21 protein-coding genes are annotated in these 23,709 nt (G+C 45.9%); 9 read left to right on the top strand and 12 right to left on the bottom strand.

From position 1 onward, the window contains the following. Positions 1–87: 87 nt before the first annotated feature. Positions 88–1,683: a Na/Pi cotransporter family protein gene (locus CUJ83_RS12005; RefSeq protein ID WP_230742562.1), complete on the top strand. Its 1,596-nt coding sequence runs from the start codon at positions 88–90 to the stop codon at positions 1,681–1,683. A 410-nt stretch (positions 1,684–2,093) separates the two neighbouring features. Here the strand turns inward: CUJ83_RS12005 and CUJ83_RS12010 are convergent, their stop codons facing one another. The 3 genes from CUJ83_RS12010 to CUJ83_RS12020 all read right to left on the bottom strand — a co-directional run bounded on the left by CUJ83_RS12010 (position 2,094) and on the right by CUJ83_RS12020 (position 5,139). Continuing rightward, on the bottom strand, positions 2,094–2,876 hold the full coding sequence (locus tag CUJ83_RS12010) for an ABC transporter ATP-binding protein (RefSeq protein WP_230742563.1): 783 nt from the start codon (positions 2,874–2,876) through the stop codon (positions 2,094–2,096). A gap of 18 nt (positions 2,877–2,894) precedes the next feature. After that, positions 2,895–4,001, bottom strand: a complete 1,107-nt coding sequence (locus tag CUJ83_RS12015) for a FecCD family ABC transporter permease (protein ID WP_230742564.1) — start codon at positions 3,999–4,001, stop codon at positions 2,895–2,897. A gap of 127 nt (positions 4,002–4,128) precedes the next feature. Further along, positions 4,129–5,139, bottom strand: coding sequence for an ABC transporter substrate-binding protein (locus CUJ83_RS12020; protein ID WP_230742565.1), 1,011 nt, complete (start codon positions 5,137–5,139; stop codon positions 4,129–4,131). A gap of 363 nt (positions 5,140–5,502) precedes the next feature. Here CUJ83_RS12020 and CUJ83_RS12025 point away from each other — a divergent pair, with 363 nt between their 5' ends. From CUJ83_RS12025 to CUJ83_RS12045, 5 genes are all read left to right on the top strand, one after another. Next, positions 5,503–6,972, top strand: a complete 1,470-nt coding sequence (locus tag CUJ83_RS12025) for a cobyric acid synthase (protein ID WP_230742566.1) — start codon at positions 5,503–5,505, stop codon at positions 6,970–6,972. 271 nt (positions 6,973–7,243) lie between these two features. Further along, positions 7,244–8,653: an AAA family ATPase gene (locus tag CUJ83_RS12030; RefSeq protein ID WP_230742567.1), complete on the top strand. Its 1,410-nt coding sequence runs from the start codon at positions 7,244–7,246 to the stop codon at positions 8,651–8,653. 14 nt (positions 8,654–8,667) lie between these two features. After that, complete coding sequence (locus tag CUJ83_RS12035) at positions 8,668–10,203, top strand: vWA domain-containing protein (RefSeq protein WP_230742568.1); 1,536 nt, start codon at positions 8,668–8,670, stop codon at positions 10,201–10,203. Positions 10,204–10,349: 146 nt separating this feature from the next. After that, positions 10,350–10,985: a hypothetical protein gene (locus CUJ83_RS12040; protein WP_230742569.1), complete on the top strand. Its 636-nt coding sequence runs from the start codon at positions 10,350–10,352 to the stop codon at positions 10,983–10,985. A gap of 83 nt (positions 10,986–11,068) precedes the next feature. After that, positions 11,069–11,809: an MBL fold metallo-hydrolase gene (locus tag CUJ83_RS12045; protein ID WP_230742570.1), complete on the top strand. Its 741-nt coding sequence runs from the start codon at positions 11,069–11,071 to the stop codon at positions 11,807–11,809. Between the two features lie 8 nt (positions 11,810–11,817). Here the strand turns inward: CUJ83_RS12045 and CUJ83_RS12050 are convergent, their stop codons facing one another. Next, complete coding sequence (locus CUJ83_RS12050) at positions 11,818–12,777, bottom strand: cell division protein FtsZ (protein WP_230742571.1); 960 nt, start codon at positions 12,775–12,777, stop codon at positions 11,818–11,820. 352 nt (positions 12,778–13,129) lie between these two features. Here CUJ83_RS12050 and thiC point away from each other — a divergent pair, with 352 nt between their 5' ends. Next, positions 13,130–14,404, top strand: coding sequence for a phosphomethylpyrimidine synthase ThiC (gene thiC / locus CUJ83_RS12055; protein ID WP_230742572.1), 1,275 nt, complete (start codon positions 13,130–13,132; stop codon positions 14,402–14,404). 155 nt (positions 14,405–14,559) lie between these two features. On the opposite strand, the gene phoU is transcribed toward thiC, so the two are convergent. The 7 genes from phoU to CUJ83_RS12090 all read right to left on the bottom strand — a co-directional run bounded on the left by phoU (position 14,560) and on the right by CUJ83_RS12090 (position 20,172). Then, a complete protein-coding gene (gene phoU, locus CUJ83_RS12060) occupies positions 14,560–15,213 on the bottom strand; it encodes a phosphate signaling complex protein PhoU (RefSeq protein WP_230742573.1) in 654 nt (217 codons plus the stop codon). Between the two features lie 15 nt (positions 15,214–15,228). Continuing rightward, on the bottom strand, positions 15,229–15,993 hold the full coding sequence (pstB, locus tag CUJ83_RS12065) for a phosphate ABC transporter ATP-binding protein PstB (RefSeq protein ID WP_230742574.1): 765 nt from the start codon (positions 15,991–15,993) through the stop codon (positions 15,229–15,231). Then, positions 15,993–16,853, bottom strand: a complete 861-nt coding sequence (gene pstA, locus CUJ83_RS12070; protein ID WP_439651970.1) for a phosphate ABC transporter permease PstA — start codon at positions 16,851–16,853, stop codon at positions 15,993–15,995. The genes pstB and pstA overlap by 1 nt, the downstream gene beginning before the upstream one ends. A gap of 2 nt (positions 16,854–16,855) precedes the next feature. Beyond that, the gene (pstC, locus tag CUJ83_RS12075; protein ID WP_230742576.1) at positions 16,856–17,716 is read right to left on the bottom strand and encodes a phosphate ABC transporter permease subunit PstC; all 861 of its coding nucleotides are present in this window, start codon (positions 17,714–17,716) and stop codon (positions 16,856–16,858) included. 54 nt (positions 17,717–17,770) lie between these two features. Next, positions 17,771–18,649, bottom strand: coding sequence for a phosphate ABC transporter substrate-binding protein (locus CUJ83_RS12080; RefSeq protein ID WP_230742577.1), 879 nt, complete (start codon positions 18,647–18,649; stop codon positions 17,771–17,773). A 265-nt stretch (positions 18,650–18,914) separates the two neighbouring features. After that, complete coding sequence (locus CUJ83_RS12085) at positions 18,915–19,067, bottom strand: hypothetical protein (RefSeq protein WP_230742578.1); 153 nt, start codon at positions 19,065–19,067, stop codon at positions 18,915–18,917. A gap of 100 nt (positions 19,068–19,167) precedes the next feature. After that, positions 19,168–20,172, bottom strand: a complete 1,005-nt coding sequence (locus CUJ83_RS12090; protein WP_230742579.1) for a phosphate signaling complex PhoU family protein — start codon at positions 20,170–20,172, stop codon at positions 19,168–19,170. Between the two features lie 320 nt (positions 20,173–20,492). On the opposite strand from CUJ83_RS12090, the gene CUJ83_RS12095 reads away from it, so the two are divergent. Then, the gene (locus CUJ83_RS12095) at positions 20,493–21,254 is read left to right on the top strand and encodes a 23S rRNA (uridine(2552)-2'-O)-methyltransferase (RefSeq protein ID WP_230742580.1); all 762 of its coding nucleotides are present in this window, start codon (positions 20,493–20,495) and stop codon (positions 21,252–21,254) included. A gap of 359 nt (positions 21,255–21,613) precedes the next feature. Here the strand turns inward: CUJ83_RS12095 and CUJ83_RS12100 are convergent, their stop codons facing one another. Next, positions 21,614–22,249 carry a DedA family protein gene (locus tag CUJ83_RS12100; protein WP_230742581.1) on the bottom strand — a complete coding sequence of 212 codons (636 nt, stop codon included), beginning with the start codon at positions 22,247–22,249 and terminating at the stop codon, positions 21,614–21,616. 214 nt (positions 22,250–22,463) lie between these two features. On the opposite strand from CUJ83_RS12100, the gene mch reads away from it, so the two are divergent. Beyond that, positions 22,464–23,411 carry a methenyltetrahydromethanopterin cyclohydrolase gene (gene mch / locus CUJ83_RS12105; protein WP_230742582.1) on the top strand — a complete coding sequence of 316 codons (948 nt, stop codon included), beginning with the start codon at positions 22,464–22,466 and terminating at the stop codon, positions 23,409–23,411. The last annotated feature ends 298 nt before the right edge of the window (positions 23,412–23,709 follow it).

Raw genomic sequence — 23,709 nt, forward strand, 5'->3', positions numbered from 1 at the left:
ACAGGAATGTGATTGCCGGACAATGGCAAAATATTTATCCTTATGGGAAAAGAATGGCTTAATTTTAATGGCTAAACACGGGTAGATATGATAAGCTGGGAACTTTTCGCGCTCATTCCGGGACTTATTTTGTTCCTTTACGGAATAGAGAATTTCAGCAACGAGATACAAAAGGTCGTAGGGGACCGGTTTCGATCCCTTCTTGGAAAGCTGACGAATACCAGGATCAAAGGCGCGATATTGGGGGCTGTGGTAACAGCCATAGCACAGTCAAGCACTGCGACTACCGTAATTACCGTAGGGCTCGTAAATGCCGGAGTCATCTCATTCTCCCAGAGCCTCGGCGTGATAATCGGGACCAATGTCGGCACCACGATGACCGCACAGCTTGTGGCGTTCAGGTTAACGGCGATAGCACCCTTGTTCATACTTCTCGGCTTCCTTATCAGCCTGTTCGGAAAAAAATACAGGTTCCTGGGAAAGCCGATATTTTATTTCGGCCTTGTATTTTTCAGCCTGAACATTATGTCGGATGCTATCGAGCCCTTCAAAGAAGATCCGGATATAGCGTTTCTGTTCGCAAGCTTCACGAACGTGGCCATAGCGCTGCTCGCAGGTTTTCTGTTCACGCTGATAGTCCAGTCAAGCTCGGTCACGACCGGCATAGTGGTCGTGCTGGCGCAGGGAGGTTTTATTTCCCCCATTCAGGGCATACCCATTCTTTTAGGGGCCAACATAGGCACTACGGCGACCTCATTGCTCGCATCTTCTAGGATGAGCCTTCACGCAAAGCGGGCATCTGTGGCGCATTTCCTCTTTAATTTCATCGGCGTGCTGCTGATCCTGCCGTTCCTGGCGGACTTTGAAGAGCTCATATATATGATAGGCGGAGGGCCGGCGCAGCAGGTAGCTAACGCCCACCTGGTGTTCAACATCATAATGGCGATCGTGTTCCTGATCTTTATCGGACAGTTCAAGAAAGCCGTCGAGCTTGTCGTGCCCGGCACCGAGGACGAGATCCTTTTCAAGACAAAATACCTTAATAACAAGCTGCCCGAGGACAATAAGGAAGCATTCGGAGTGATCGAAAAAGAGCTCGGACACCTGTTCGATGTCAGCACAACGCTGTTCAAGGAGTCCATGTCATGCATAAACGACAATAATGACGGAAAGACACAGAGAGTGGCCAAACTGGGCGGGCTGACAGATTTCCTGAATAAGGAGATAGAGCAGGCCATACTGGACCTGTCAAAAAGAAAGCTTAACGCGAATGAGGCTAGAAAGACGATATTGCTGGTCAGGATATCCAACACCCTTGAGCATCTAAGCGACATAGCAGTCGACTTAAGCGAGCTTTCGAGAAATATGATGGATACCGGGCTCAGCCTGACACCTGAGGGCGTCAGCGGACTTCGGAGCATCTATGGAAAGTTTAATGAGAACATGATAGTATTGCGGGAAAGTTTCCCGATGATCAAGAACGAGGACATCGATAAGATGAGAGATAATGACGTCGAGCTCAGAGAGCTGACGAACCTGGATTACGGCGATTACATCAACAGGTACCTGGTGAGAAAGGTCAGTTCGGGCAGCATGTTCATTGAGATGGTCTCGGTCATAGAATCGGCTAACTACAGGCTCAGGGAGATAAGGAAGCTGCTGCAGGAATATCGTACGTTATGATATGCCCGGGAAGATTCGACATAGTTGTTAGTCCCATAAATATGTTTTATAGTATCTTGTTACGGATACGAATTATGATGGATGCACTCTTTTTTAACCACTAAGCGCACAAAGGCAAACAAGGAACACAAAGACTTCTTTTATAAGATTAGCATAAATAAAAAAAATTTTGTGTACCTTACTCGCCTTCGTGCGCTTCGTGGTTAACAGTTAGTGTACCTTGGTCGCCTTCGTGCGCTTCGTGGTTAACAGTTAGTGTACCTTGGTCGCCTTCGTGCGCTTAGTAGTTAGAAAGAAGATATAATAAATCTATGAATTAACGGGACATACCACATAGTCTCATCTGCCACATCATCCATTTTCATCTAAGAGAGGGTATACATCCGGTCCTTCCGGCAGTGTGGTCCGCCTTACGCTTTCTGCCTTCCGTTCGTTTTGATAGGGACGATATGAGTACCGTAATCGCTCTTTATCTGCAATGTGTCCACATCGTAGACTTCCTTGATGTTCTCGGGCGTCAGCACGTCGCCGGGCTTGCCCTGAGCGAATATTTTTCCGCCCCGGAGCATGACGACCCTGTCAGAATAGTTAAATGCAAGATTAAGGTCATGTAGCGCTATGATAAGGGACGATCCTTCCTCTTTTGCCAGCCTGCTCGTAATTTCCAGCACTTCCATCTGGTGCTTCAGGTCGAGATTACTGGTGGGCTCATCGAACAGGAACAGTTTTGGCTCCTGCGCGAGGGCCCTTGCGATATGCACTTTTTGTTTCTGCCCCCCGCTAAGCTGGTCCATGAATTTGCCTGCGAGGTCGCTTATGCCCATGTCGTTTAATGCGTTCTGGACTATTTCAAGGTCCCTTGGGCTGATACTCCAGGTTATATGCGGCTTCCTGCCAAGCAATACGGTTTCCATGACGGTGGAAAAGAACAGGTAATGGAAATTTTGGGGCACATAGCCTATTAGCCTGGCAACCTCTTTGAGGCTGATCTTTGAGATGTCCCTGTCGTCCAGGTATATCTTCCCTTTTGAGGGCTTATGTATCTGCGCCATACACTTGATCATGGTGCTCTTTCCGGAGCCGTTCGGGCCGACGAGACTGACTATCTCTCCGGAACTGACATCAAAGGATATGTCCTCGAGTGCCTTATGTTTACCATAGTAAACGCTGACGTTATCCGCTATGATCTTCAACCGCGCTGCCCCCCTGACCTAATATATATGACTCTCCCTCCCTCTGAGAAGAAGATAAAGGAAAAACACTCCGCCGAGTATGTACATGATTATGCCGACAGGTATCTCTATGGGGCTCATAATGGTCCTGGCGAAAGTGTCCGATATTAACAGTATAAGTCCGCCCATGAGTGCTGCACATGGTACGAGGAACCTGTGGTCGTTGCCGATCAGCATACGGCATATATGCGGAGCCATCAGCCCTATGAAGCCTATGACGCCAGTGAACGCGAGACAGCTTGATGCCGCCATAGTGGCGATCATCAGGCAGAACAGCCTCGTGCCCTCCACGTTTATTCCCAGGTTTTTCGCTATCTCGTCGCCTGCGGACAGGGCGTTAAGCCTCCACGCCATCAGCCATAGCAGGATCACGCATATGGTCGTAATGATCGAGACTATGATAACTGCGTTCCAGTTAGCGCCCCACATGCCGCCCATGAGCCAGACGACCAGCTCTTTAAGCTTTTCGTTATTAGAAGAATATTTTAATATCAGCACTCCGGCCTGGAAAATATAGCCGATCACGACGCCCGCGAGTATAAGCGTTGCCTGGCTTGTGCCTTTGACACGGGCTATGGCATATATGATCAGCATGCTGAAGCATCCGAAAAGGAATGCGTTGAATATTATGTCATAGTTCCCCATACCGGCCATGAACAATCCCAGTATCCCCGTGCCCATCACTATGGTCATTGCCGCCCCGAACGATGCCGCTGAAGCAAGGCCAAGCGTAAAAGGGCTTACAAGCGGGTTCCTAAGGGTACCCTGCATTACCGCTCCCGCGACTGCGAGAGATACGCCGGTAAATATCGCGAGCAATATTCTCGGCAGCCTCATGTTGAGAACTATTATGGATGCGAACTCATTATCAGGCCCTGCAAAGAGATCAGGAAAGATGCTATGGGCTATGGAAAGGAACACATCTTCAATGCTGATGTTGGCCGTCCCTGCCGATATGGCATACAGCGATGTGAATACCAGGACCGCCAGGATCACGATCAAAAGAACCACCCTTTTTAGATGACTCTCCTTATACAGGTCGACTACGTGCTGTACTTGTAGATTCTTTTTTCCGGGTAAATTCATGAGCACACCCTGGCCACTATTGACGGAAAACCATCAGTTTTCGCATCCGGCTTGAAGTTGTTACCCTTATTCCTTTATAAAGTTATGGAAATAAGAAAAAGATGAGCTTAAACAAGCTCATCCGATTTTACGGGTTCGGGTATATGAAAGCTCCCTTGTTCGCTCCGTCGACATACTTTTGGGCGTATTCGTCCAGAACCTTTACCGGGTCAACATCCGCGAAAAGGTCCGGGTGTATTATCTTTGCCGTATAAAGCAATCCTACAACGCCCTTCGGTCCGAACATTATTGCCTGTGATCCGACGTATACCCTGTCATTCTTGACCGCGTCGACCTTCGGCATGCCTTCCCTGCCCATAAGGTCATTCCTTATGAGGGTCATGTTTTCAATCGATGCTGTTGTGGTGGATGCGGTCTTTATGATAACGTCCGGGTTTTTATCCAGGACCCATTCGGCGCTCACTTTCGGGTATGACCCTGATTCTCCGCCTGCGATGTTAATGCCGCCGGCCATTATTACCAGCGTGTCCCCGCCCGAGCCGTTACCCGCGGTACTGTAAGCGGCGTTCTGTTCCCAGTAAACATCTGGCTTTTCGGCCTCCGTAATGTTGGCTGTCCTGACCCTGACAAGTTCCATGTTATCGTCAAGGAATTTTGCGAACTCATTCGCCTTTTCCTCTTTACCGGTCAGCACTCCCATCGACTTGATGTCGGAGGTCAGCGTATACATCTTATAGCAGTCGCTTGCGACTATCGTGATATTAGCGGCCTCGAACTGGTCGATGTTCTTTGGCTGCCAGCTCGAATAGACTATAACGACATCTGGCTGTAACTGGACGATCTTTTCCATGTTAGGGTTCTGCCAGTCGCCGATATCCTCGACATCCGCAAGTAATCCGGACAATAAGGGGTTATTTTTGACTGTGTTTGAAACTCCGATGATGGTGTCTTTTGCACCTATCGCGATCAATACCTCGGCAGCATCGGAGTTCGTTACAATGATCCTCCTGGCCGGTTCCGAAAGGTTGATCATGTTACCTTTCGAGTCGATGACCGTTATGCCCTGGCCATCTTTGCCTTCGTCCGGACCTGTGGTCGGTGTCGGCTGGGTGCAGCCGGAGACACAGGATACGAGCACGATGAGACAAATTACGAAACCTATGATAGTTCTTTTAGTAATGGTAAATACCTCCCATATGGGCCTCTATCGATTACCCTAGAAATGTTTGTATAAAATAAATGGTATTAATACTTTTTGAAATATTCATACTAAATGTGATGAAAATATAATATGTTATGTTTAAAAACGCAAAATAAGCACTTTTATCACCGGAGAGCATATTGACCATCTTAAACGAATAAAACAGTAAATTAAGGGTATCTTCCAGATCACTTTCTGATCATATCCTGATAGGGCTTATTGACCGCAAGACTGTTATAAAGTAAGCACTTTATACTTATTCAAGTTTTATTTAATATCTTAAACTTTACCGGAATTAACATGTCACAAAATAACGGCACCAGATATATCACCATACTCGGGACGCAGTCACATGCAGGGAAAAGCGTACTGGTCACGGCGCTTTGCAGGATCCTGAAAAGGCGTGGATATAACGTAGCGCCTTTCAAAGCGCAGAACATGAGCCTTAACTCCTGGATTACGAAAGACGGAAAGGAGATCGGCATAGCCCAGGCGATCCAGGCTTTTGCCGCAGGTGTCGAGCCGTCGGCAGAGATGAACCCCGTACTGTTAAAGCCTAAAGGGGACATGACTTCCCAGGTGATAGTCATGGGCGAAGCGATCGGCGATAAGAGAGTCGGACAGTATTATTCGAGCATAGACGATATGATGGCCGTTGCGAAAGGCGCTATCGAGGATCTATCGCAGAAATATGATATGATCGTCATAGAAGGTGCCGGCGGCGCCGCGGAGATAAATCTCTATGACAGGGACATCGCAAACTCCAGAATGGCCCATGCAGTAGGCTCGCCGATCATACTTGTTGGCGACATCGAGCGGGGAGGGGTTTTCGCAAGCATATACGGCACGATAGCCCTGATGCCTGAAGGGCATAAAAAGCTTGTAAAGGGCATCATCATAAATAAGTTCAGGGGAGAGGTCTCCCTTCTCAAGAGCGGCATCGAGGAGCTGGAAAAGCTTACCGGGGTGCCGGTACTGGGCGTCATTCCCTACAGGGAACTGGAGATACCCTCCGAAGACTCCGTCTCGATATCGGATAAGAAAGCATCGGGCAGCCTCGATCTTGACATCGCTATCATTAGATTCCCGTTCATTTCAAATTTTACGGATTTCGAGCCCCTTGAAAGAATAGCAAGGGTCCGCTATGTCTCAATGAACGATAAGCTGGGCTCTCCGGACATTGTGATATTGCCGGGTTCGAAGAATACGGTGAGCGATCTGAGATCCCTTGGAATGTCCCGATTATGGGATGAGATAAAAGCGATCTCCGGAAGCGGGACCCCGATATTAGGCATATGCGGCGGATACCAGATAATGGGGCAGCGAGTGGTAGATAACGGGATAGAAGGCGATAAGGAAGAGAGCATAGAAGGACTGGGATTATTACCGTCTTCGACCGTTTTCGACAGGTATGAAAAACAGACACGCCAGACAGTAAAGATGGTGACTGCCGGTGGGCCGATATTAGGAGCCATCAACGGCTCGAACGTCAGAGGATATGAGATCCATATGGGTATGAGCACGACGCCAAGCCCGGCGTTCGACGATGACGGATGCGTGGACGATACCGGCACGATGATAGGTACGTATCTGCACGGCATCTTTGATAATAAGAACTTCAGGGACGCGCTACTATGCTATGCCTGCCGGCGTAAAGGCATACCTTACGAGTGTGCGACAAATGCAACTGATCCTTATGATGTTCTTGCCGACCATGTGGAGTCAAGCGTTGACATGGACAGAGTGCTCGAGATAATTAACGAAGAATGATCTTTATTTTTTGCCATACTACGATTTTGGGTATTTATCGTTGTTCCTTTCGGATGGCGGGTAAACACTAAAAACATCACCCCCAAAAGCCGAAAAATATTCTTTTTACAGAACCGGCAATATCCGACCCCTATCAGGAGAGGGCGTGATTACGGTCGGAAATGATGCTATATAATTATACGAACATTAATATACATTTGAAAAGTACCCTGTTAGTGCGCGATACTCTAATAGAAGGGGTGGAAAAATTAAAAACGTCATAGTCGGCATAATGTCCGAGTTCGAGGATCACTTCAAGGAGAGAAGCGATGAGATAAATTGTGCTTTGCTTGCCATTATCTCCGGAGAGAACCTGTTATATTTAGGGCCTCCCGGTACCGCAAAGTCGCTTCTGTCGAAGAATATTTGCGAGGTCGTTGACGGGTATTTCTTCTATTATCTGCTTACACGTTTTACGACACCCGAAGAGATATTCGGCCCCCTATCTCTTAAGGCCCTTCAGCATGACGATTTCAGGAGAAAGGTCGACGGATACCTGCCAACGGCGCATATAGCTTTCCTTGATGAGATCTTTAAATCCAATAGTTCCATACTTAACAGCCTGCTCACCATCCTTAACGAAAAAAGGTTCCATAATGGAAGAGATGTCATTAAGATACCCCTATTATCCGTATTCGGGGCTTCTAATGAATTGCCCGATGAGGATGAGAACCTTGAGGCGCTTTATGACAGGTTCTTATTCAGGTGCTCTGTCAGCTGCGTCCGGGACGAGAATAATTTTAAAGAGCTGATATTCGGGGATGCCGATAGCTTTAAGCCGTCTTTCAAGATCCCGCTGGAAAAGATAGACGAGATAAAAAGGGTCTCCGGGAAAGTTAAGATAGACAGGGATGTAGAAAAGATAATACTCGAGACCAGAAAGGAGTTCTTGAGGAAAAATATTCACCTGTCCGATAGGCGATGGAAAAAGATCGTCAACGTGTTAAAGATAGCATCGGCAAGCATGGGCAATGAGGTCGTAGACAGGTCAATGGTACTTCTGTTGCAGCATATGACCTGGGATACCCCGTCACAAAAAGAGCATATTCGAAACATTCTGATAGACCAGATAATTTCCGGCGGGGAGAGCCTGGAAAAATTGAAAAAGGACGTGACAGACCTGTATTTCCTCGTCCAGAGAACTATGGATTACAAATTCCCGTTGCCGATCAGGTGCTATCAGTGCAACGAGATATTCGATACCTCAAAAAAGCTTGGTGTCCACAGAAAAATATTCTCAAACCATATGTACTACGACCCCCACAGGATAAGCCTGAACCTGAGGTACTTCAACTACCCGGACCTTGTGAAGGTACTAAAAGAGGAGTATAAGTGGAACTTTATAGATAACACGCCGGAAAGGTCAAGATCTTATGCCACAGAGCTTGTCGACCTTAAGGAAAGGTTCGAGCATGCGAGAAAAAAGGTCGAGGAAGAGTTCGAGCTGCTGAAAAAACTTTTCGCGGAAAATATCTGGATAACGGAAAATGACCGGATAGAGGTGCTTAACAGGTATGAGCATAAGATCAATCCGCTGCAGGAGATAAAGGAGACGTTCCGGATGATAGAGTCGATGCTCGAGCAGAACGAACAGATCAGCATCGTGGAAAAGATGTCCTCTTTAGAAGCGACCGCGCAATAGCTCTGGCATATTTTATGATGGAGACAGGATCGTTCAAAGAGTTCTCGGAAAACGAAGAGATAAGAGAAGTCTTAGCCGTGCCTCGAAATATACCCAGGAAGATACGGGAAGAGATAGCGGAGATAATATTTCATGAGATGATCCTTGGCGATAATTATGAGATAAGGGATCACAGGAAATTCGTAGAGAGATACGGGGCTTTTTATCTTTTGTTCAGCACTATGAAAAGCTCCGATGAATGGCCCAGGATAAAGGACATCGCGAAATCGAGCGATATAGCGGCGACCTACATTCTCAGGGACATCGTTGAAAAGATCCTGGATATACTCGACGAGACAGGCTTATACCTGGAAAGTATGAAAAAAGGGTTGCCGGAAAACATGAGCCTGCTTATGGCAGAGTTTGAAAGGATCATGGAGGATACGCGAAAGCTCTGGGACAGAAAGGTACATAAGAACGCAGCTCCCGGATACGAAGATGAATATTTTGAGCCGCCCGTTGATCAGGTACTGGCCGAGAGGATCGATCTTTTTCTTAATGAAGAGAACTCAAGAAAATTTTTGATACATATTACCAGGCAGTTATTATTAGAACGGTTCATGCAGTCGGTGAGAAATGCGGAAGAGCATTTAAGATCGATCGAGCTGATGACTCTGCTATATCCGGGAAGAGGCTGGGATCACTCGATGATCGAGCTGCACAGGAAATATTTTAGCGAGATACATAAATATTCCAGGATCTTCGAAAGGAACGAGGATCTAAAGAAAATATTGAGGCTTCTGGGAAAGATAGAGATGGAACATGGTTTCCGGATGTCGGGCATTTCCAGCCATTCAAGATCCGAAGTCTACTCCATTTCAATGTCAAAGAACCTTGAATATTTACTTCCGGCCGAACTTATCAAGCTACAGGATAATACTCTAAGGACCTTGTTTTTCGCTAACATGCTGGAGGGGAGACTGCTCACTTATCAGCTCAGAGGTAAAGACCAGTCACGTAAAAGCCGTTCTAAAAAAAGAAAAGGACCTGTTATCACGCTTGTCGATACATCAGGATCGATGCACGGCGCTCCAGAAATAGTAGCAAAATCGGTCATACTGGCCATAGTCAAGAACATGTTAAAAGAAAAAAGGGATGTGAAGGTCTTTTTATTCTCTTCGGTTGACCAGACCATAGAGATAGAGATGACCGATATTAAAAAGATGGCTACGGAGTTCCTTGACTTTCTGAGCTACACGTTCGAAGGCGGGACGGATTTTAATACTGCCCTAAAGGCCGGGCTTACCTCTCTGAGAGAGAAGAAGTTCCGAAGCGCAGACCTGTTATTTATAACGGACGGCCTATCCGATATTACAGACACTTCGCTGATCAGGGAATACAATATTTTAAAAGAGCAGTACGATACAAGGATATTTACCCTGATCACGGGCAATAACGATGCAGGAGGATTAAAAATGGTCTCAGACCATATTTTTTTACTCGACAGAGAAGATAGCTGGGACCCTGACGATAACCCTGCAAAGCTGATAAAGATAATGACGAGAGAATGAATTTTTTTTAAAAACGATTAATTCGATTATAATAGATATCTTAAACCATAATAAATATAAACTATAAACAAATAACTTATTGTTTAATAAAAATTATTTACTATGGTAAAACTAAATTTATTTTGGTTTTCAGGGGATTATGCGGCATGGTAGGAGGGACAAATAATACGGTAAGCGACAAGGACGTATTTTCAGGGTATTACGCTGACAATGACACAATTTTAGAAAATAAAAATGAAAAAATTGAAACATCGATCAACAGGACATATTACCTGCTTTCGCTATCGTCGTATTCATTTTGCCTGTATGGCGACATCCTGGACTATAGTTTTAATGACCTTAAAAGCCCCTACATTCTTGCAAAAAACATAGAAAATAACGAGATTAAAAAGAATGTTTATATTATCAACACTTTTGATAGTATCACATCAAACAAAGATGCCATAGATAGTAAAGATCCCGGAGAGAACCACGATCTCAAACTATTCGATGGTCTTGACTTCGTCATAATGAATAGAGGAAATGGCAATGATGCTCTGCTATCAGTGAAAAATAAGATATTTTCATTCGCACACGTCAGCCTGAACGAATATGAATATAATACCAGCGCACTTGAGTTCATATATGAAAGGATGGTATGCGGAGGGATCATTCTTATAGATGATACAGGTGAAAATATCAAGGGCAATACCATTAATAATGTAGCTGAAGATTTTATGTGGGATAAGGAAGAGCCATATATCTCATTATCCACCGGGCAATGTTTTATCATAAAAAGCTAAATGATCCGTCATAAAACCGTGGGGCATAAAAAAGATAATTAAAGGCTAACTTTTTTCTATTTTCACGACATAATAGCCTTACCATGCCAGTAAAAACTATCAAGGTAATCAAGCAGGGAAGCCTGCCTATCGATGGATTTGAAGAGCCCGATCCTCGTTTAATGGCGTTCAAGAACCTCGCCGGGGTCGGAGGCGGCTCGACCGTGACGTACATTGAATCCGACGTAAAGATAATAGTCGACACGGGCTTTGATTTTGACACGCATATGACGGATGAGAACGTTAAGCAGAACAAGAAAAACCTTACCAATGCCTTAAAGAGCTTTGGCCTAAAACCGTCTGACATCGATATTCTTTTTATAACTCACTGGCACCTGGACCATTTCGGGAACTATAAGCTATTCCGAAAGAGCAAGATATTGACTTATGAATCTGCTGTGGATAAATGCAGGATAAAAGTTACCGGCGTAAAGGACGGGGAGTCTATCGCGGATGGCGTCAGGGTCATGCACACCCCCGGGCATACTTCTGATCATGCGTCGTTACTCGTCGAAACGGATAGGTTAAGGTATTCGATCCCGACCTCAGCGGGAGGCAGGATAGTCGGCATCGGAGAGCTAAAGATAGCAGTTGCCGGTGACGCGATCCTTTCGCCTATATTCTATGCCATGAATAAGACATGGACAAATAACAGGGACTTCTATTCGAATGAAGCGGCCGGGGAGAGCAGGAATAAGTTAACTGAGTATGCAGATTACATTATCCCCGGACACGGGAATGTATTCAGAAATGTGATCAAGGACAGGGACTCTCAAGATACCTGACATACCATTTATTTTTTGAATCCGGTCAGTATTATCAGCAGGCCGAGCTTTTTTTCGAAGTCTTTTTTAATTTCTGCTCCCCATATTATATCTATGCCAGAAGGCAATACTTTTTTTATCCCGTCCATTAGCTTTACTGATTCGTCAAAAGATATGTTCCTGGTAGAAGTCATGACGACATATGCCTTTGTCGCGCCGCTGGCATCATGCTCTGACATCGGGAATTCAAGGGCTGTTTCCAGAGATCCAATCAGGTCGCCGTCCATGGGATATTCTCTCAGGAACATGACACCAAGCCCGGTCCGTTCAAAGAATCTTTTATAATCCCATATGGCTATATGCGACAACGACCTTTTTGTCACTATTTCCACCATCAGCCGGATCTTTTCCGCCAGCAGTTCATCCATCATGAAGTAGGCATTCTCTTTCGGGATGCCCGGATCATACCCCGGCAGTTTTTCATAATCCATTACAACGACAGTGTCGGCATTTTTCAATACCTCGTTAATGCCTTCCTCTGCCAGTTCCCGTTTTTCTTTTTCCTCCTTAAACGGTAAAGTGACGAGCGCTATGACATGGGCGCCATACTCTCTTGCAAGGCGTGCTACTACCGGAGCGCTCCCGGTCCCCGTAACTCCCCCCATGCCGGCTATCAGGAAAACGACTTTTGATCCCTGAAAAGCCTCATGAAGCCGATATCCGGAGACCTCGGCGGCTTTTTTTCCGAATTCAGGTGTTCTTTTCTCCGGAGCTTCTAATGAGCTTCCTATATGGAATTTTTTACCCGCCCGGATAACATCCAGGTGTCTTTTATCGGTATCGACCGCATAGGTATCCGCACCGAATAGCCCGATGCTATTAATGTAATTGATAATGTTATTGCCGGCGCCTCCGCATCCGACCACCTTGATCATCTTCGGGAAATAGTCATAAAGCTCGGCTTCAGGAATGTTTTCTTGTTCAAGCATCTTATATCACCAATATCGAGAACTGCGGCATGATGTTGACTGTTTCAGTGTCATTCTTAGGAAATTTTACCGGTACATGATCTTTTCATGATGTTCGGACAGGCCGGAAAACCTGCACATTTGAATATTTTTATGCGAACAATAAATATTTTATCTATTTTCCATCAATAGGATAGTGAAAAACTCTCTTTTACGAATTCTTTTCAGAGCCTGTCTACTCTTTAGAAATAATATTTTAAAATATTCGGCATACGTAAATACTAACTAAACTTTTATTGTTTTATAAAAAGTAAACTTTATATATGTTAAACGTACACTTCTAACCGTTCAATAAAAAAAGGATTGTATTACGATGAGTTTCCTTGAAGACGCAAAAAAAGGCATTATCACAGATGAGATGAAAGCTGTCGCACAGGCTGAAGGCGTAACGCCGGAGTTCGTACAAAGAGGCGTGGGCAACGGCCATATCGTCATACCCATTTCACCTTACAGGAAAGTAAAAGTTTGCGGGATAGGTAAAGGCCTCAGGACAAAGGTCAATGCGTCCATAGGGACATCTTCGGATATAGTAGACATCGAAAACGAGATCAGGAAGGCCATAGCTGCCGAAGAGGCGGGTGCCGATACCCTGATGGAATTATCTACCGGAGGAGATTTTGCCGATATCAGAAGGCGTGTCTGCGAAGCAACATCCCTGTCCGTAGGAAGCGTCCCGTTATACCAGGCGTTCATCGAGGCCGCAAGGAAGGATGGCGCAGTCATCCATATGAAAGAGGACGATCTTTTCCGTATAACAGAGGAACAGGCAAAGCTCGGGACGAACTTCATGGCGATCCATACGGGCATAAACCGGATCACAGTGGAGAGGCTTAAAAGGCAGGGAAGGCACGGAGGCCTGTGCAGCAGAGGAGGGGCTTTCATGACCGCCTGGATGATCCATAATGACAAAGAGAACCCGTTATACAGCGAATTCGATTATCTTCTCGAGATCCTCAAGAAGCATGAGGTCACGCTATCAATGGGTAACGGCATGAGGGCCGGTGCAGTCCATGACGCTACCGACCGCGCCCAGATACAGGAGCTTATCATGAACGCCGAGCTCGCCGATCAGGCATACAATAACGGTGTCCAGGTAATTGTAGAAGGCCCGGGCCACGTTCCGATAGACCAGATCGAGGCGAACGTCGTATTAATGAAACAGATGTCAAACCATAAGCCGTTTTACATGTTAGGGCCGCTTGTGACTGACGTCGCACCGGGTTATGATAATATAGTTGCAGCCGTAGGCGCTTCGTTATCCTCAGCCTACGGCGCTGATTTCATTTGCTACGTTACACCGGCGGAGCATCTTGCCCTGCCAAACGTAGAGGACGTCAGGACAGGAGTCATGTCCGCAAGGATAGCCGCGCATATTGGCGATATGGTCAAGTATAACAAAAGGGATGATGACCTGGCGATGGCGCATGCGCGTAAGAACCTTGACTGGAATAAAATGTATGAGGTCGCGCTTGACCCGGAGTACGCGAAAGAGATCAGGGCGAGCAGGATGCCCGAGGACAAAGAAGCGTGCACGATGTGCGGCGACTATTGTGCGTTGAAGATCGTACGCAGCACATTCAACTTCTAAGGACTTTGCGTCCTTAGAACACTTTATTTTTACATAAACGTCCACATAGCTTTAATTTGCTTATTTTATTACTTTATAATCTAAGCCGGGTAAAAATTAAAAAGGGGGCGTATAGGATTATGCTCCCGTGTCCGTAAAAAATAGGCAAAAATCTTTTACCTTATCTTGAGCCTTTCACCGGTCACCATGTAAACGGTACGCGCCGCTATGACGCATGCATGGTCCGCGCACCGCTCAATATACCTGGAGACGAACGAAAGGTGCGAGGCCATATCAGTAGCCTTTGGGTCCTTGATCATCTCCTCGATGAGCTCTCTTCTTACATGGTCATACATTGCGTCTACCTCATCATCCCTGGCGCCCATGTTCCTTGCCATCTCCAGATCCCTGTTCACGAACGCATGAATGCTGTCCGTCATCATGCTTTCCGCCAGGTCATACATTCTCCTTATATCCTTTATCTCGGGAAGTAAAGGCTCATCGCCTATCTTGACAACTATTGCGCCTATATCGTATGCCAGCCGGGATAAGCGCTCAAGATCGGTCAGTATCTTAAGCGTGGACGTAATGAACCTGAGGTCGGATGCCATGGGCTGCTGAAGAGCCAGTATCTCGACACAATTATGCTCGAGCTCCAGTTCCATTTCGGATATCTTACCGCTTCTCTCCATGACTCTCTTTGCCATCTCTACATCCCGGGATTCCAGCGCTTTGATAGATAAAGATAGCAGCTCAAGAGAGTCCTCTCCCATCTTTAGAAGATCGTTTCCAAGTCCTTTGATCTGCTGAAAATAATATTCTCTCGTCAAATCTTATCCCACCAATTATCCGAACCTGCCCGTTATATAATCTTCCGTACGCTTATCCCGGGGGTTCTCGAATATTTTCTTCGTCGCATCGTACTCGATCAGATCACCCATCAGGAAGAACGCCGTCCTATCCGACACACGCGCAGCCTGCTGCATGTTGTGCGTGACAATGACTATCGTGTATTTTTCTTTAAGCGCTCTCATAAGATCCTCTATCTTTGAAGTCGCTATCGGGTCCAGGGCTGAGCAAGGCTCGTCCATCAATATGATCTCAGGCTCTACCGCGAGACAGCGGGCTATACATAATCTTTGCTGCTGCCCTCCGGAAAGGCTCATGGCCGACTCCTGCTGCCTGCTTCCGACCTCATCCCACAGGAATGCCTGTTTCAAGCTTTTCTCTACGATCTCGTTAAGCCTTTTTTTATCCTTGATGCCATGGATCCTTGGGCCGTAGGCGACATTATCATATATGGACATCGGGAACGGGTTTGGTTTCTGGAATACCATGCCGATGCTCTTTCTCAAGCCTACGACGTCCACGTCCTTGTCGTAAATGTTCTTGCCCCGGTAGGATATACTTCCCGTTATCCTGACCCCTGGAACAAGATCGTTCATTCTGTTCAGGCATCTGAGGAAAGTCGACTTTCCACATCCCGACGGGCCGATGATAGCCGTAATGCTACGTTCCGGTATCCCCATGGTCACGTCTTTCAGTGCATGTGTCTTTCCGTAAAATAGGTTAATGTCCTTTGACTCAAGGATATTGCCTGTAGCTTCCATTATATTTTACCGCCTAGTTTTGAAATGTATCTTCTTGTGATCATGTTACTGATTATCGTGATCGCCAGTATCATCAATACCAGCACCGCCGAGGTGCCGTATGCGTTCTTCATCGAAAGGTTCTCCATCGCCAGGACGTACACGTGAAGCGTCATCGTACGGACGGGATCGAATAGAGTCGTGGGGACTTTTGCCACGGTACCCGCAGTAAGCATCACGGCTGCGGTCTCTCCTACAGCCCTTCCCATGCCGAGTATCACGCCTGTGATCATTCCGGGAAATGCTGCGGGCAGTACGACCTTTCTTATAGTCTGCCATTTGCTGGCTCCAAGCGCCATGCTCCCGTGCTTATAGGATTCGGGCACTACACGTACAGCCTCTTCGGATACCCTCAGGATGATAGGCAGCGCCATCAGAGCCAGCGTCAATCCACCGGCCAGTATCGAGAAGCCCATCTTTAACGTATATACAAAGAACAGGTAACCGAACAGGCCGAAAATGATGGAAGGAATGCCGGCAAGACTGTCGGCACCGAACCTGACTATCTTAGTGATCCGGTTTTCTCCGGCATATTCTGCCATGTATATCGCCGCTCCGACACCAAGAGGCGTGGCGACAATGACCGCTACAAGTGTCACTGCTATCGTACCCACGATCGTCGGATAGATCCCGCCTTCACGCCCCATCTTTTTAGGGGATTCCGTCAGGAATTCCCAGTTTATCGCGCCAATACCGTTGACCAGTATGTAACCGATGACGACCAGGAGTATTAACAGTGTGATAATGCCGCACATCCAGAGCATCGCTATGCCCATATTATTATAGAGGTATCTCCGGTCTTTTTTCTTTTCAGGCAACATACTCATATCCGGGTCCCCATTGACTTTTTCTTATATGCGACATATATGGCAATATTGAGCGCCATGATTATGACCATCAAAACAGCCCCTACGGCGAATAGAGCCTGCTGGTGCTCACCGGCGGCATAGCCCCATTCCAGCGCGATCACGGCAGTGAGCGGTTCCACAGGGCTCAGGATGGAGTCCGGTATCATCGCCACATTACCGCTTACCATCAGGACAGCCATGGTCTCTCCGATAGCCCTGCCCATTCCCAGTACGGCGCTTGCGATTATGCCCGATTTCGCAGTGGGGACGACTATCCCCGATATCATCTGCCATTTTGTCGCGCCAAGGGCTAGCGAGCTTTCTCTTAATTCACGCGGTACAGCCCTGATCGCATCCTCGGATATGCTGATAATGGTCGGCAATATCATGATAGCTAAAATGACTCCGCATGCAAGCACACTTTGACCTGTCGCCGCTCCGAGATAGTTCATGATCAGCGGTACGATTATGATAAGGCCGAAAAACCCGTATATGACTGATGGTATGCCTGCCAGTGTCTCGATCGCAGGCCTGATAGTGTTCCTGACACCCGGAGGGGCCACCTCCGATATCAATAATGCGCAACCGAGGCCCAGCGGAAAGCCCAGGATAAGCGCCAGGACAGTTACTGCGACAGTCCCGATTATCATGGGAAATATGCCGTATTGATAAGGCGGCATCCAGACCGTGCCTAAAATGAAATCTATAATGCCCCCTTTCATAAGCAATGGAAGGCCGTTAGTGAGAATATAGAAGATTATTAGAAAGATCGTGATGATGGATGATAGAGCGCATAATAAAAGGCTCGACTCGATTGTTTTTTCGATGATCTTCATAAGTTATCCCGCTTTTAGAATATTAAAATGACGGGTCAATACCCGTCAGAAAACCTAATTTGGTGATACCAGATTTCCTTCCTGTAATACTGCCTGGCCTTCGGAGCCGAGAGTGAACTCGAGGAAAGCCTTTACAAGAGCGTTGGTCTCTGCGGTGTTGCCTTTTGTAACGAACAGGAACGGCCTCTGTATACTGTAGGTCTTGTCCTTAATGGTCCCTACCGAAGGTGCGATGCCATCCACCTTTAAGGCCTTTACATCGTCGCTCAGAGTGCCGAAGGAGATGTAACCTATAGCGTTAGTGTTGCCCTTGATCACAGTAGATATTTGACCGTTTGAGCCCTGCTGGATGGCAGCCATCGTAATGTTAGCCTTGCTGCCCTTTTGCATAACAAGCTCCTCGAAGGCTCCCCTTGTACCGGAACCCGCCTCTCTCGTTACCACAACTATCTGTGCATCGTTACCGCCGACGTCCTTCCAGTTAGTGATGTTGCCGGCAAATATCTCTTTGATATTATCTGTGGTCAGGTCTGATACCGGGTTAGCCTTGTTAACGATGATCGCTATACCGTCGTAAGCTATGATATGGGGTTTAAGGTCCTGTGCCTCTTCCTCGGCCTTTAGTTCCCTGGATGACATGCCCATGTCACAGGTGCCGTCAGCGGTCGCTTTGATACCGGGACCGGAGCCGATGCCCGATACGAGTACCCTTGTGCCCCTATATTTCTCTTCAAACGCAAGCGCAAGTTCATCCGCATAGGGCTGTACGGATGTTGAACCGGTGACCTGTATCGAGCCGGATAAGGTTGGTTCGCCGGTCGCTGCCGGAGTTGGGGTTGCAGTCGGGGTCTCCTGAGTGCAGCCTAGCGCAAATGCGCTAATGCTTATGATCGCTATTGCTAGAATCGCTAATACGGATTTCTTGTTAAACATTAGATTGTTCACCTTATGGCATACCTACCCGCATATGATGTTAAACATAACCTATGTTACATCAGTAGTGATATATAGAATATATAGTCCAAAATTGGATATTTAGTAATATTGGGTTAAAATAAGCGAAACAGGGTTATAGGCCCTATAAATTTAAAAATAGAGTTCTATTATAAAATATAGATAAGATTTTTTATGTAAGAATACACTGCCGATCTTAATGATTATATGATTTACAAAGAACTTTAAAAATTAGTTTAAGGGATTAAGCCCTTACAACATTATCCATTACTTTGACCGGCCTGACATTGCAGTCGATCTCGCCTTTGCGGCACTGATACCAAAAAACACAGTCCATGCATATGCTGCTGAATCGGGATTTTTTAGCATCGCTGCCATTCATTAATTTATTTTCCATTATTTCACCTTTTATGATAATGAGTATAGTAAGTGATCATATATAAATTAGCATGATAAATTATATAGCACTATATAGAAATTAAAAATAAGTGTCAACTCTATTTAGAGTTGGCCGTCGATACGGCAGAGTTTATAGCGATCTCGGAGATATTACAGCCATAATCGCATATCCTGTCCAGACTGTCGAGAATAATGCCGATAGGCATCGATACTTCCGAGCTGAGGTTCAGGACGGACTCGTCTATGACACGTATCTTTTCCGTCAGTTCGGTACGCCTCAGGAAGGTCGAGTTCGCAAGAGTGATGTTTTTCTTCATTAGCGCTTCCATCGAATCTTCGACTATCTTCATACAAAGCTTATTCGCTTCATCGATCCTGTCGATGACATCCTGCGGCACTTCCATTTCCCCGATCTGTATGACCATGTTGCATATCTTGTTCGCGTGGTCCCCTATCCTCTCAAAAGGATATGCCGCAAGCCTCAGGTCAAGGTGCTCTTCCATGGTCATATCGAATTTATCCGCTATGGATATATCCCTCATGACCATCCGGAACTGTTTAGAGACAAGAAGATACAGTTTATCCACTTCGCTATCCCTGTCCGCCACGTCCTTCGCGAGGTCGAAGTCCTTCTCCTTAAGGGCAGTTATCGCGTTCTCCTGCATGGAGCTTGTTATCATGAACATTCTTTTTATGCTCTTTTTAACTGATAGTTCGGCAGGATTAAGGATGTCCTGTAGCACGATCTTATCGGACGTTTCCTCGATGATCTCAGGGCCGATCAGCATATTGACGGTCTTCCTGACGGTGTCGCGCTGTCTCGATAAGATCTTGGCAGATTTTAGCTCTATTGAAGTGAAACCGGCTATATAGGCTGCTATGATCTCCCTGATCAGGTTATCGCCATCTTTATTCTCGATATAGATGGTCTTGGAATGATGCACTTCCGGCGCATTCTTGGTGCGTATCGATAGCGAGCCGTCTGACTGAGGCACCAGAGAGACTTCATCGCCACCCTTTAAATTCACCTTGTTAGCCCATGACTTGGGAAGAGATACAATGAGTGTTGTTCCGCCTGTGATCTGAACCTTACGAGTTTCCATATTTTTCCCCTGTATAAACGGTAACATTATTTTCAATAGCCCCTCATATTTAACCTGTCATATCTATAGCCATGGTATGTATGATATATACCACTATATAGAGTATATATAATTAAAATATTTTATGATTAAATACGAATTATATACAATATCCTGACACAATATAATGTAACAAAATAGATATATTGATATAAATATATATTTAAACAATAATAAGCTATTTCAACAAGTTTTTCATAGACATAAGAAAAGTATTTACTCGTATCGAAATGTACGAAAGATACATATCACATGTGCGATACTGAGTTCAAAGAGGGAATATGCCAGCTAAAAAGAGAGACTTCTTTTATAATAAGGCCAAGCAAATGGGATACCGTTCGAGAGCCTCATTCAAATTACAATACATAAATGAAAGATATGAGATCATCAAGGAAGGGGACACCGTCGTAGATCTGGGAGCCGCCCCAGGAGGATGGTTACAGGTAGCAAAAGAGATCTCCGGCGGGACAGTGATCGGCGTCGACCTGCAAAAGATAGAGCCCATTGAAGGAGTTACAACTATCAAAGGAGACATGACAGCACCCGCGACACAGGAGAAGATATTCGCGCTCGTGGACAGGGTAGACGCGGTCATATGCGATGCCGCCCCCAACGTTTCCGGAAACTGGGCGCTTGACCATGGCAGGTCAATAGACCTCGGAAAAGTCGCGCTTGATGTAGCGGCTAAGCTATTATCGCCGGGCGGTAATTTTGTCGTCAAGATATTTCAGGGGGACATGTACGACATGTACCTGAATCTTGTTAGAAAGAACTTCGCATTCGTGACATCATACAAATCCGAAGCCTCTAGAAAACAAAGCGCAGAGATTTACGTTATTGGAAAAGGCTTCCTGACGGCGCCTGTGAAAAAAGGTCAGGTAATGGAAGTAGTGATCGAGGATGTTGGCAAGTCCGGAGACGGTATCGCAAGAGTGGAAGATTTTGTTATCTTCGTAAAAGACGCTAGGAAAGGGCAAAAAGCGAAAATTAAGATTGACGACGTTAAGGAAAAATTCGCTTTTGCGAAGGTACTATCGGAATGATCAAATATCATTCTTTTTCTTCCGTTTAAAATGATATATGATCCCGGTTTTTACTGGATCTTTTATGTTCAATGATGAACACGAAGGCTACTAAGTGCTCGAAGTACCAGCATTTTTCACCGCCAGAGGCGCAGTGGGCACCAGGGTTCACAAAGGATGTTTTTAATGGTAGAGGCATCTTTTAAAAAAAAAATTGTGTTCCTTTCTCGCCTTCGTGCGCTTAGTGGTGAAAAATGGTGGTACTTCTAGCCCTTAGAGCGCTATGTGGTGAGAAACCGTGCCCTTAGTAGCCTTCATGTTGATCTTGATAATATATTAATATACACGGGAGACTTTACATGCACGCCACTAAGTTCCTTTTATCTTGTCCCCATAATGGCATCCATGCTTTCTTTTTTATAGAACGCTTTATAGCCAGCGTATAGAACGAACAGCACGACACCCAGGACAATGGCTATATCAAGATATATCCAGTAGTCTTCCAGCCTCTTCCAGTTTTCGCCAAGAAGTATTCCCGCATAGGCTAAAGCGTAGCACCAGGGTATCGATCCGACAAATGAATAAACGGAAAATTTTTTAAAGTCCATTCTTGCTATGCCAGCCGGAAGAGAGATGAAAGTGCGTATGACGGGCAATAGCCTCGCAATGAAAACGGCCTTGCCGCCGTATCTCTCGAACCATCTGTCAGCAATGACCATCTTATCACTAGAAATGAGGACATACTTCCCGTATTTTTCCAGGATCGGCCTGCCGCCATAGTATCCCACGGCATAGGATAACACCGACCCGATAAGACACCCGACGCTTCCTGCAAGCCCGACAAGGAAAAAGTCCAGGTCGCCCCTTTGTGCGGCGAACCCACCAAAAGGCATTACGATCTCGCTCGGGACGGGCATACATGCGCTTTCCAGCGTCATCAGGAACACTATGCCAAGATAGCCGATCTGCGTAATAATGTCAGTGATATAAAGTGATAAGAATTCGAATAAGACCAAGGCCAGACCCCTTAATATATTTACCGTATTTATATTATTACTGTATAAATGTTTCTAATATCAGCGCCTATATATCCTATTCACATTTGACATATATTTTTTGTATGTTTTAGTATGCGAAATGCTTTTATGTTATCTGATAAGGATTTGTATAGTTAGGATAATCTAAACTATCGCTTATCCATATCATAAGAAAAGAGGCAGGAAGTCGAAAATGATCTCCATAAACGATAACGTGACAAGGTATATTGATGAGATACTTGACAGGGAAGAAGAGCTGAACGTAAAGTCATATTATCTTGAGAACCAGGCCACGGTCATCGATTGTGGAGTCAATGCGGTCGGCAGCATAGGCGCCGGCATACTATATGCAATGGTAAGCCTGGGCGGCTTCGGCAAAATATCAATGGTCCCGGGCATCATCGATGACTATTACCTGCATTTCTCGCAAGTCTACATAGACAGCCCATACCTTGCGTGCCTGGGGTCCCAGAAGCCTGCGTGGAAATTAAAGATAGAAGGCTACACCGGCACGGCTTTTGGTCCGGCAAGAGCGATATCCCAAAAGCCTAAGGCGTTATATTCGGCGATAGATTATACTGATGATTCCGAGACGGCCATCATAAACATCGAATCACAGGCTTTGCCGGGAGAGAAAGAGATAGATTTCATAGCAAAGCAATGCTCGACAGACCCGGAATGTGTAGTGGCGCTGGTTGCTAAGCCCAACTCAATAGCAGGCTCGATCGTTAACAGCACGCGCACCGTGGAATGGGTATTGAACAGGCTGTACCAGCTGGGATATGATACGAGAAATATCACGTCAGCTTCAAGCGCCACGCCTATCGCCCCGGTAATGAGCGGCGAGCAGGAATCAATGGGCGTATCCTTCGACAGCATTGCATATTACGGTATGGCATTTTTATATGCAAAATGCCAGGATGAACGTTTCAAAGACGCGGTCTCAGCGTCATCAAAGAACTACGGTAAGGGCTTTTTATCGATAATGAAAGAATCGCAGGGAGATTACTCGAAGGTCGATCCGGCGATGTTCACAACGGCCAGGCTCACGGTCAACGGCCTTGAGGACGGTATCACGAAAGGATATGGTAAACTGAACCCGTCAATGCTGATGACCTCATATGGCTTGAAGAATATTTAAGACACATACCTTTTTTATGAAGTGTTCCGGGAACCGGATGCATGATCTACTAACTGCAGTGTATCTTAAATCCTTAATTTTATAATGAGAATTTATCATGGCCACGTTTTTATTCCAAAGACGCAACGTTCTTAGTGGTGTATCCCTTAAATTCATTGTTTAGCATATCTTTATACCATAATCACAAAGGGCTCGAAGGAACACCAAACTGCCAACCACAAAGCGCACAAAGGCGACAAAGGAACACAAAGGACTTCCTTTAGAAGATTAACATATGCTAAAAAAATTTGTGTACCTT

The organism is Methanooceanicella nereidis (genome assembly GCF_021023085.1).
Classification (GTDB): domain Archaea; phylum Halobacteriota; class Methanocellia; order Methanocellales; family Methanocellaceae; genus Methanooceanicella; species Methanooceanicella nereidis.

What these genes read in the sequence shown, in the direction of transcription:
- CUJ83_RS12005 (WP_230742562.1), top strand. Translation starts at nt 88, where the DNA reads ATGATAAGCTGGGAACTTTTCGCGCTCATTCCGGGACTTATTTTGTTC.
- CUJ83_RS12015 (WP_230742564.1), bottom strand. Translation starts at nt 4,001, where the DNA reads ATGAATTTACCCGGAAAAAAGAATCTACAAGTACAGCACGTAGTCGAC.
- CUJ83_RS12025 (WP_230742566.1), top strand. Translation starts at nt 5,503, where the DNA reads ATGTCACAAAATAACGGCACCAGATATATCACCATACTCGGGACGCAG.
- CUJ83_RS12030 (WP_230742567.1), top strand. Translation starts at nt 7,244, where the DNA reads ATGTCCGAGTTCGAGGATCACTTCAAGGAGAGAAGCGATGAGATAAAT.
- CUJ83_RS12035 (WP_230742568.1), top strand. Translation starts at nt 8,668, where the DNA reads ATGATGGAGACAGGATCGTTCAAAGAGTTCTCGGAAAACGAAGAGATA.
- CUJ83_RS12040 (WP_230742569.1), top strand. Translation starts at nt 10,350, where the DNA reads ATGGTAGGAGGGACAAATAATACGGTAAGCGACAAGGACGTATTTTCA.
- CUJ83_RS12045 (WP_230742570.1), top strand. Translation starts at nt 11,069, where the DNA reads ATGCCAGTAAAAACTATCAAGGTAATCAAGCAGGGAAGCCTGCCTATC.
- CUJ83_RS12050 (WP_230742571.1), bottom strand. Translation starts at nt 12,777, where the DNA reads ATGCTTGAACAAGAAAACATTCCTGAAGCCGAGCTTTATGACTATTTC.
- thiC (WP_230742572.1), top strand. Translation starts at nt 13,130, where the DNA reads ATGAGTTTCCTTGAAGACGCAAAAAAAGGCATTATCACAGATGAGATG.
- pstB (WP_230742574.1), bottom strand. Translation starts at nt 15,993, where the DNA reads ATGGAAGCTACAGGCAATATCCTTGAGTCAAAGGACATTAACCTATTT.
- pstA (WP_439651970.1), bottom strand. Translation starts at nt 16,853, where the DNA reads ATGTTGCCTGAAAAGAAAAAAGACCGGAGATACCTCTATAATAATATG.
- pstC (WP_230742576.1), bottom strand. Translation starts at nt 17,716, where the DNA reads ATGAAGATCATCGAAAAAACAATCGAGTCGAGCCTTTTATTATGCGCT.
- CUJ83_RS12080 (WP_230742577.1), bottom strand. Translation starts at nt 18,649, where the DNA reads ATGTTTAACAAGAAATCCGTATTAGCGATTCTAGCAATAGCGATCATA.
- CUJ83_RS12085 (WP_230742578.1), bottom strand. Translation starts at nt 19,067, where the DNA reads ATGGAAAATAAATTAATGAATGGCAGCGATGCTAAAAAATCCCGATTC.
- CUJ83_RS12090 (WP_230742579.1), bottom strand. Translation starts at nt 20,172, where the DNA reads ATGGAAACTCGTAAGGTTCAGATCACAGGCGGAACAACACTCATTGTA.
- CUJ83_RS12095 (WP_230742580.1), top strand. Translation starts at nt 20,493, where the DNA reads ATGCCAGCTAAAAAGAGAGACTTCTTTTATAATAAGGCCAAGCAAATG.
- mch (WP_230742582.1), top strand. Translation starts at nt 22,464, where the DNA reads ATGATCTCCATAAACGATAACGTGACAAGGTATATTGATGAGATACTT.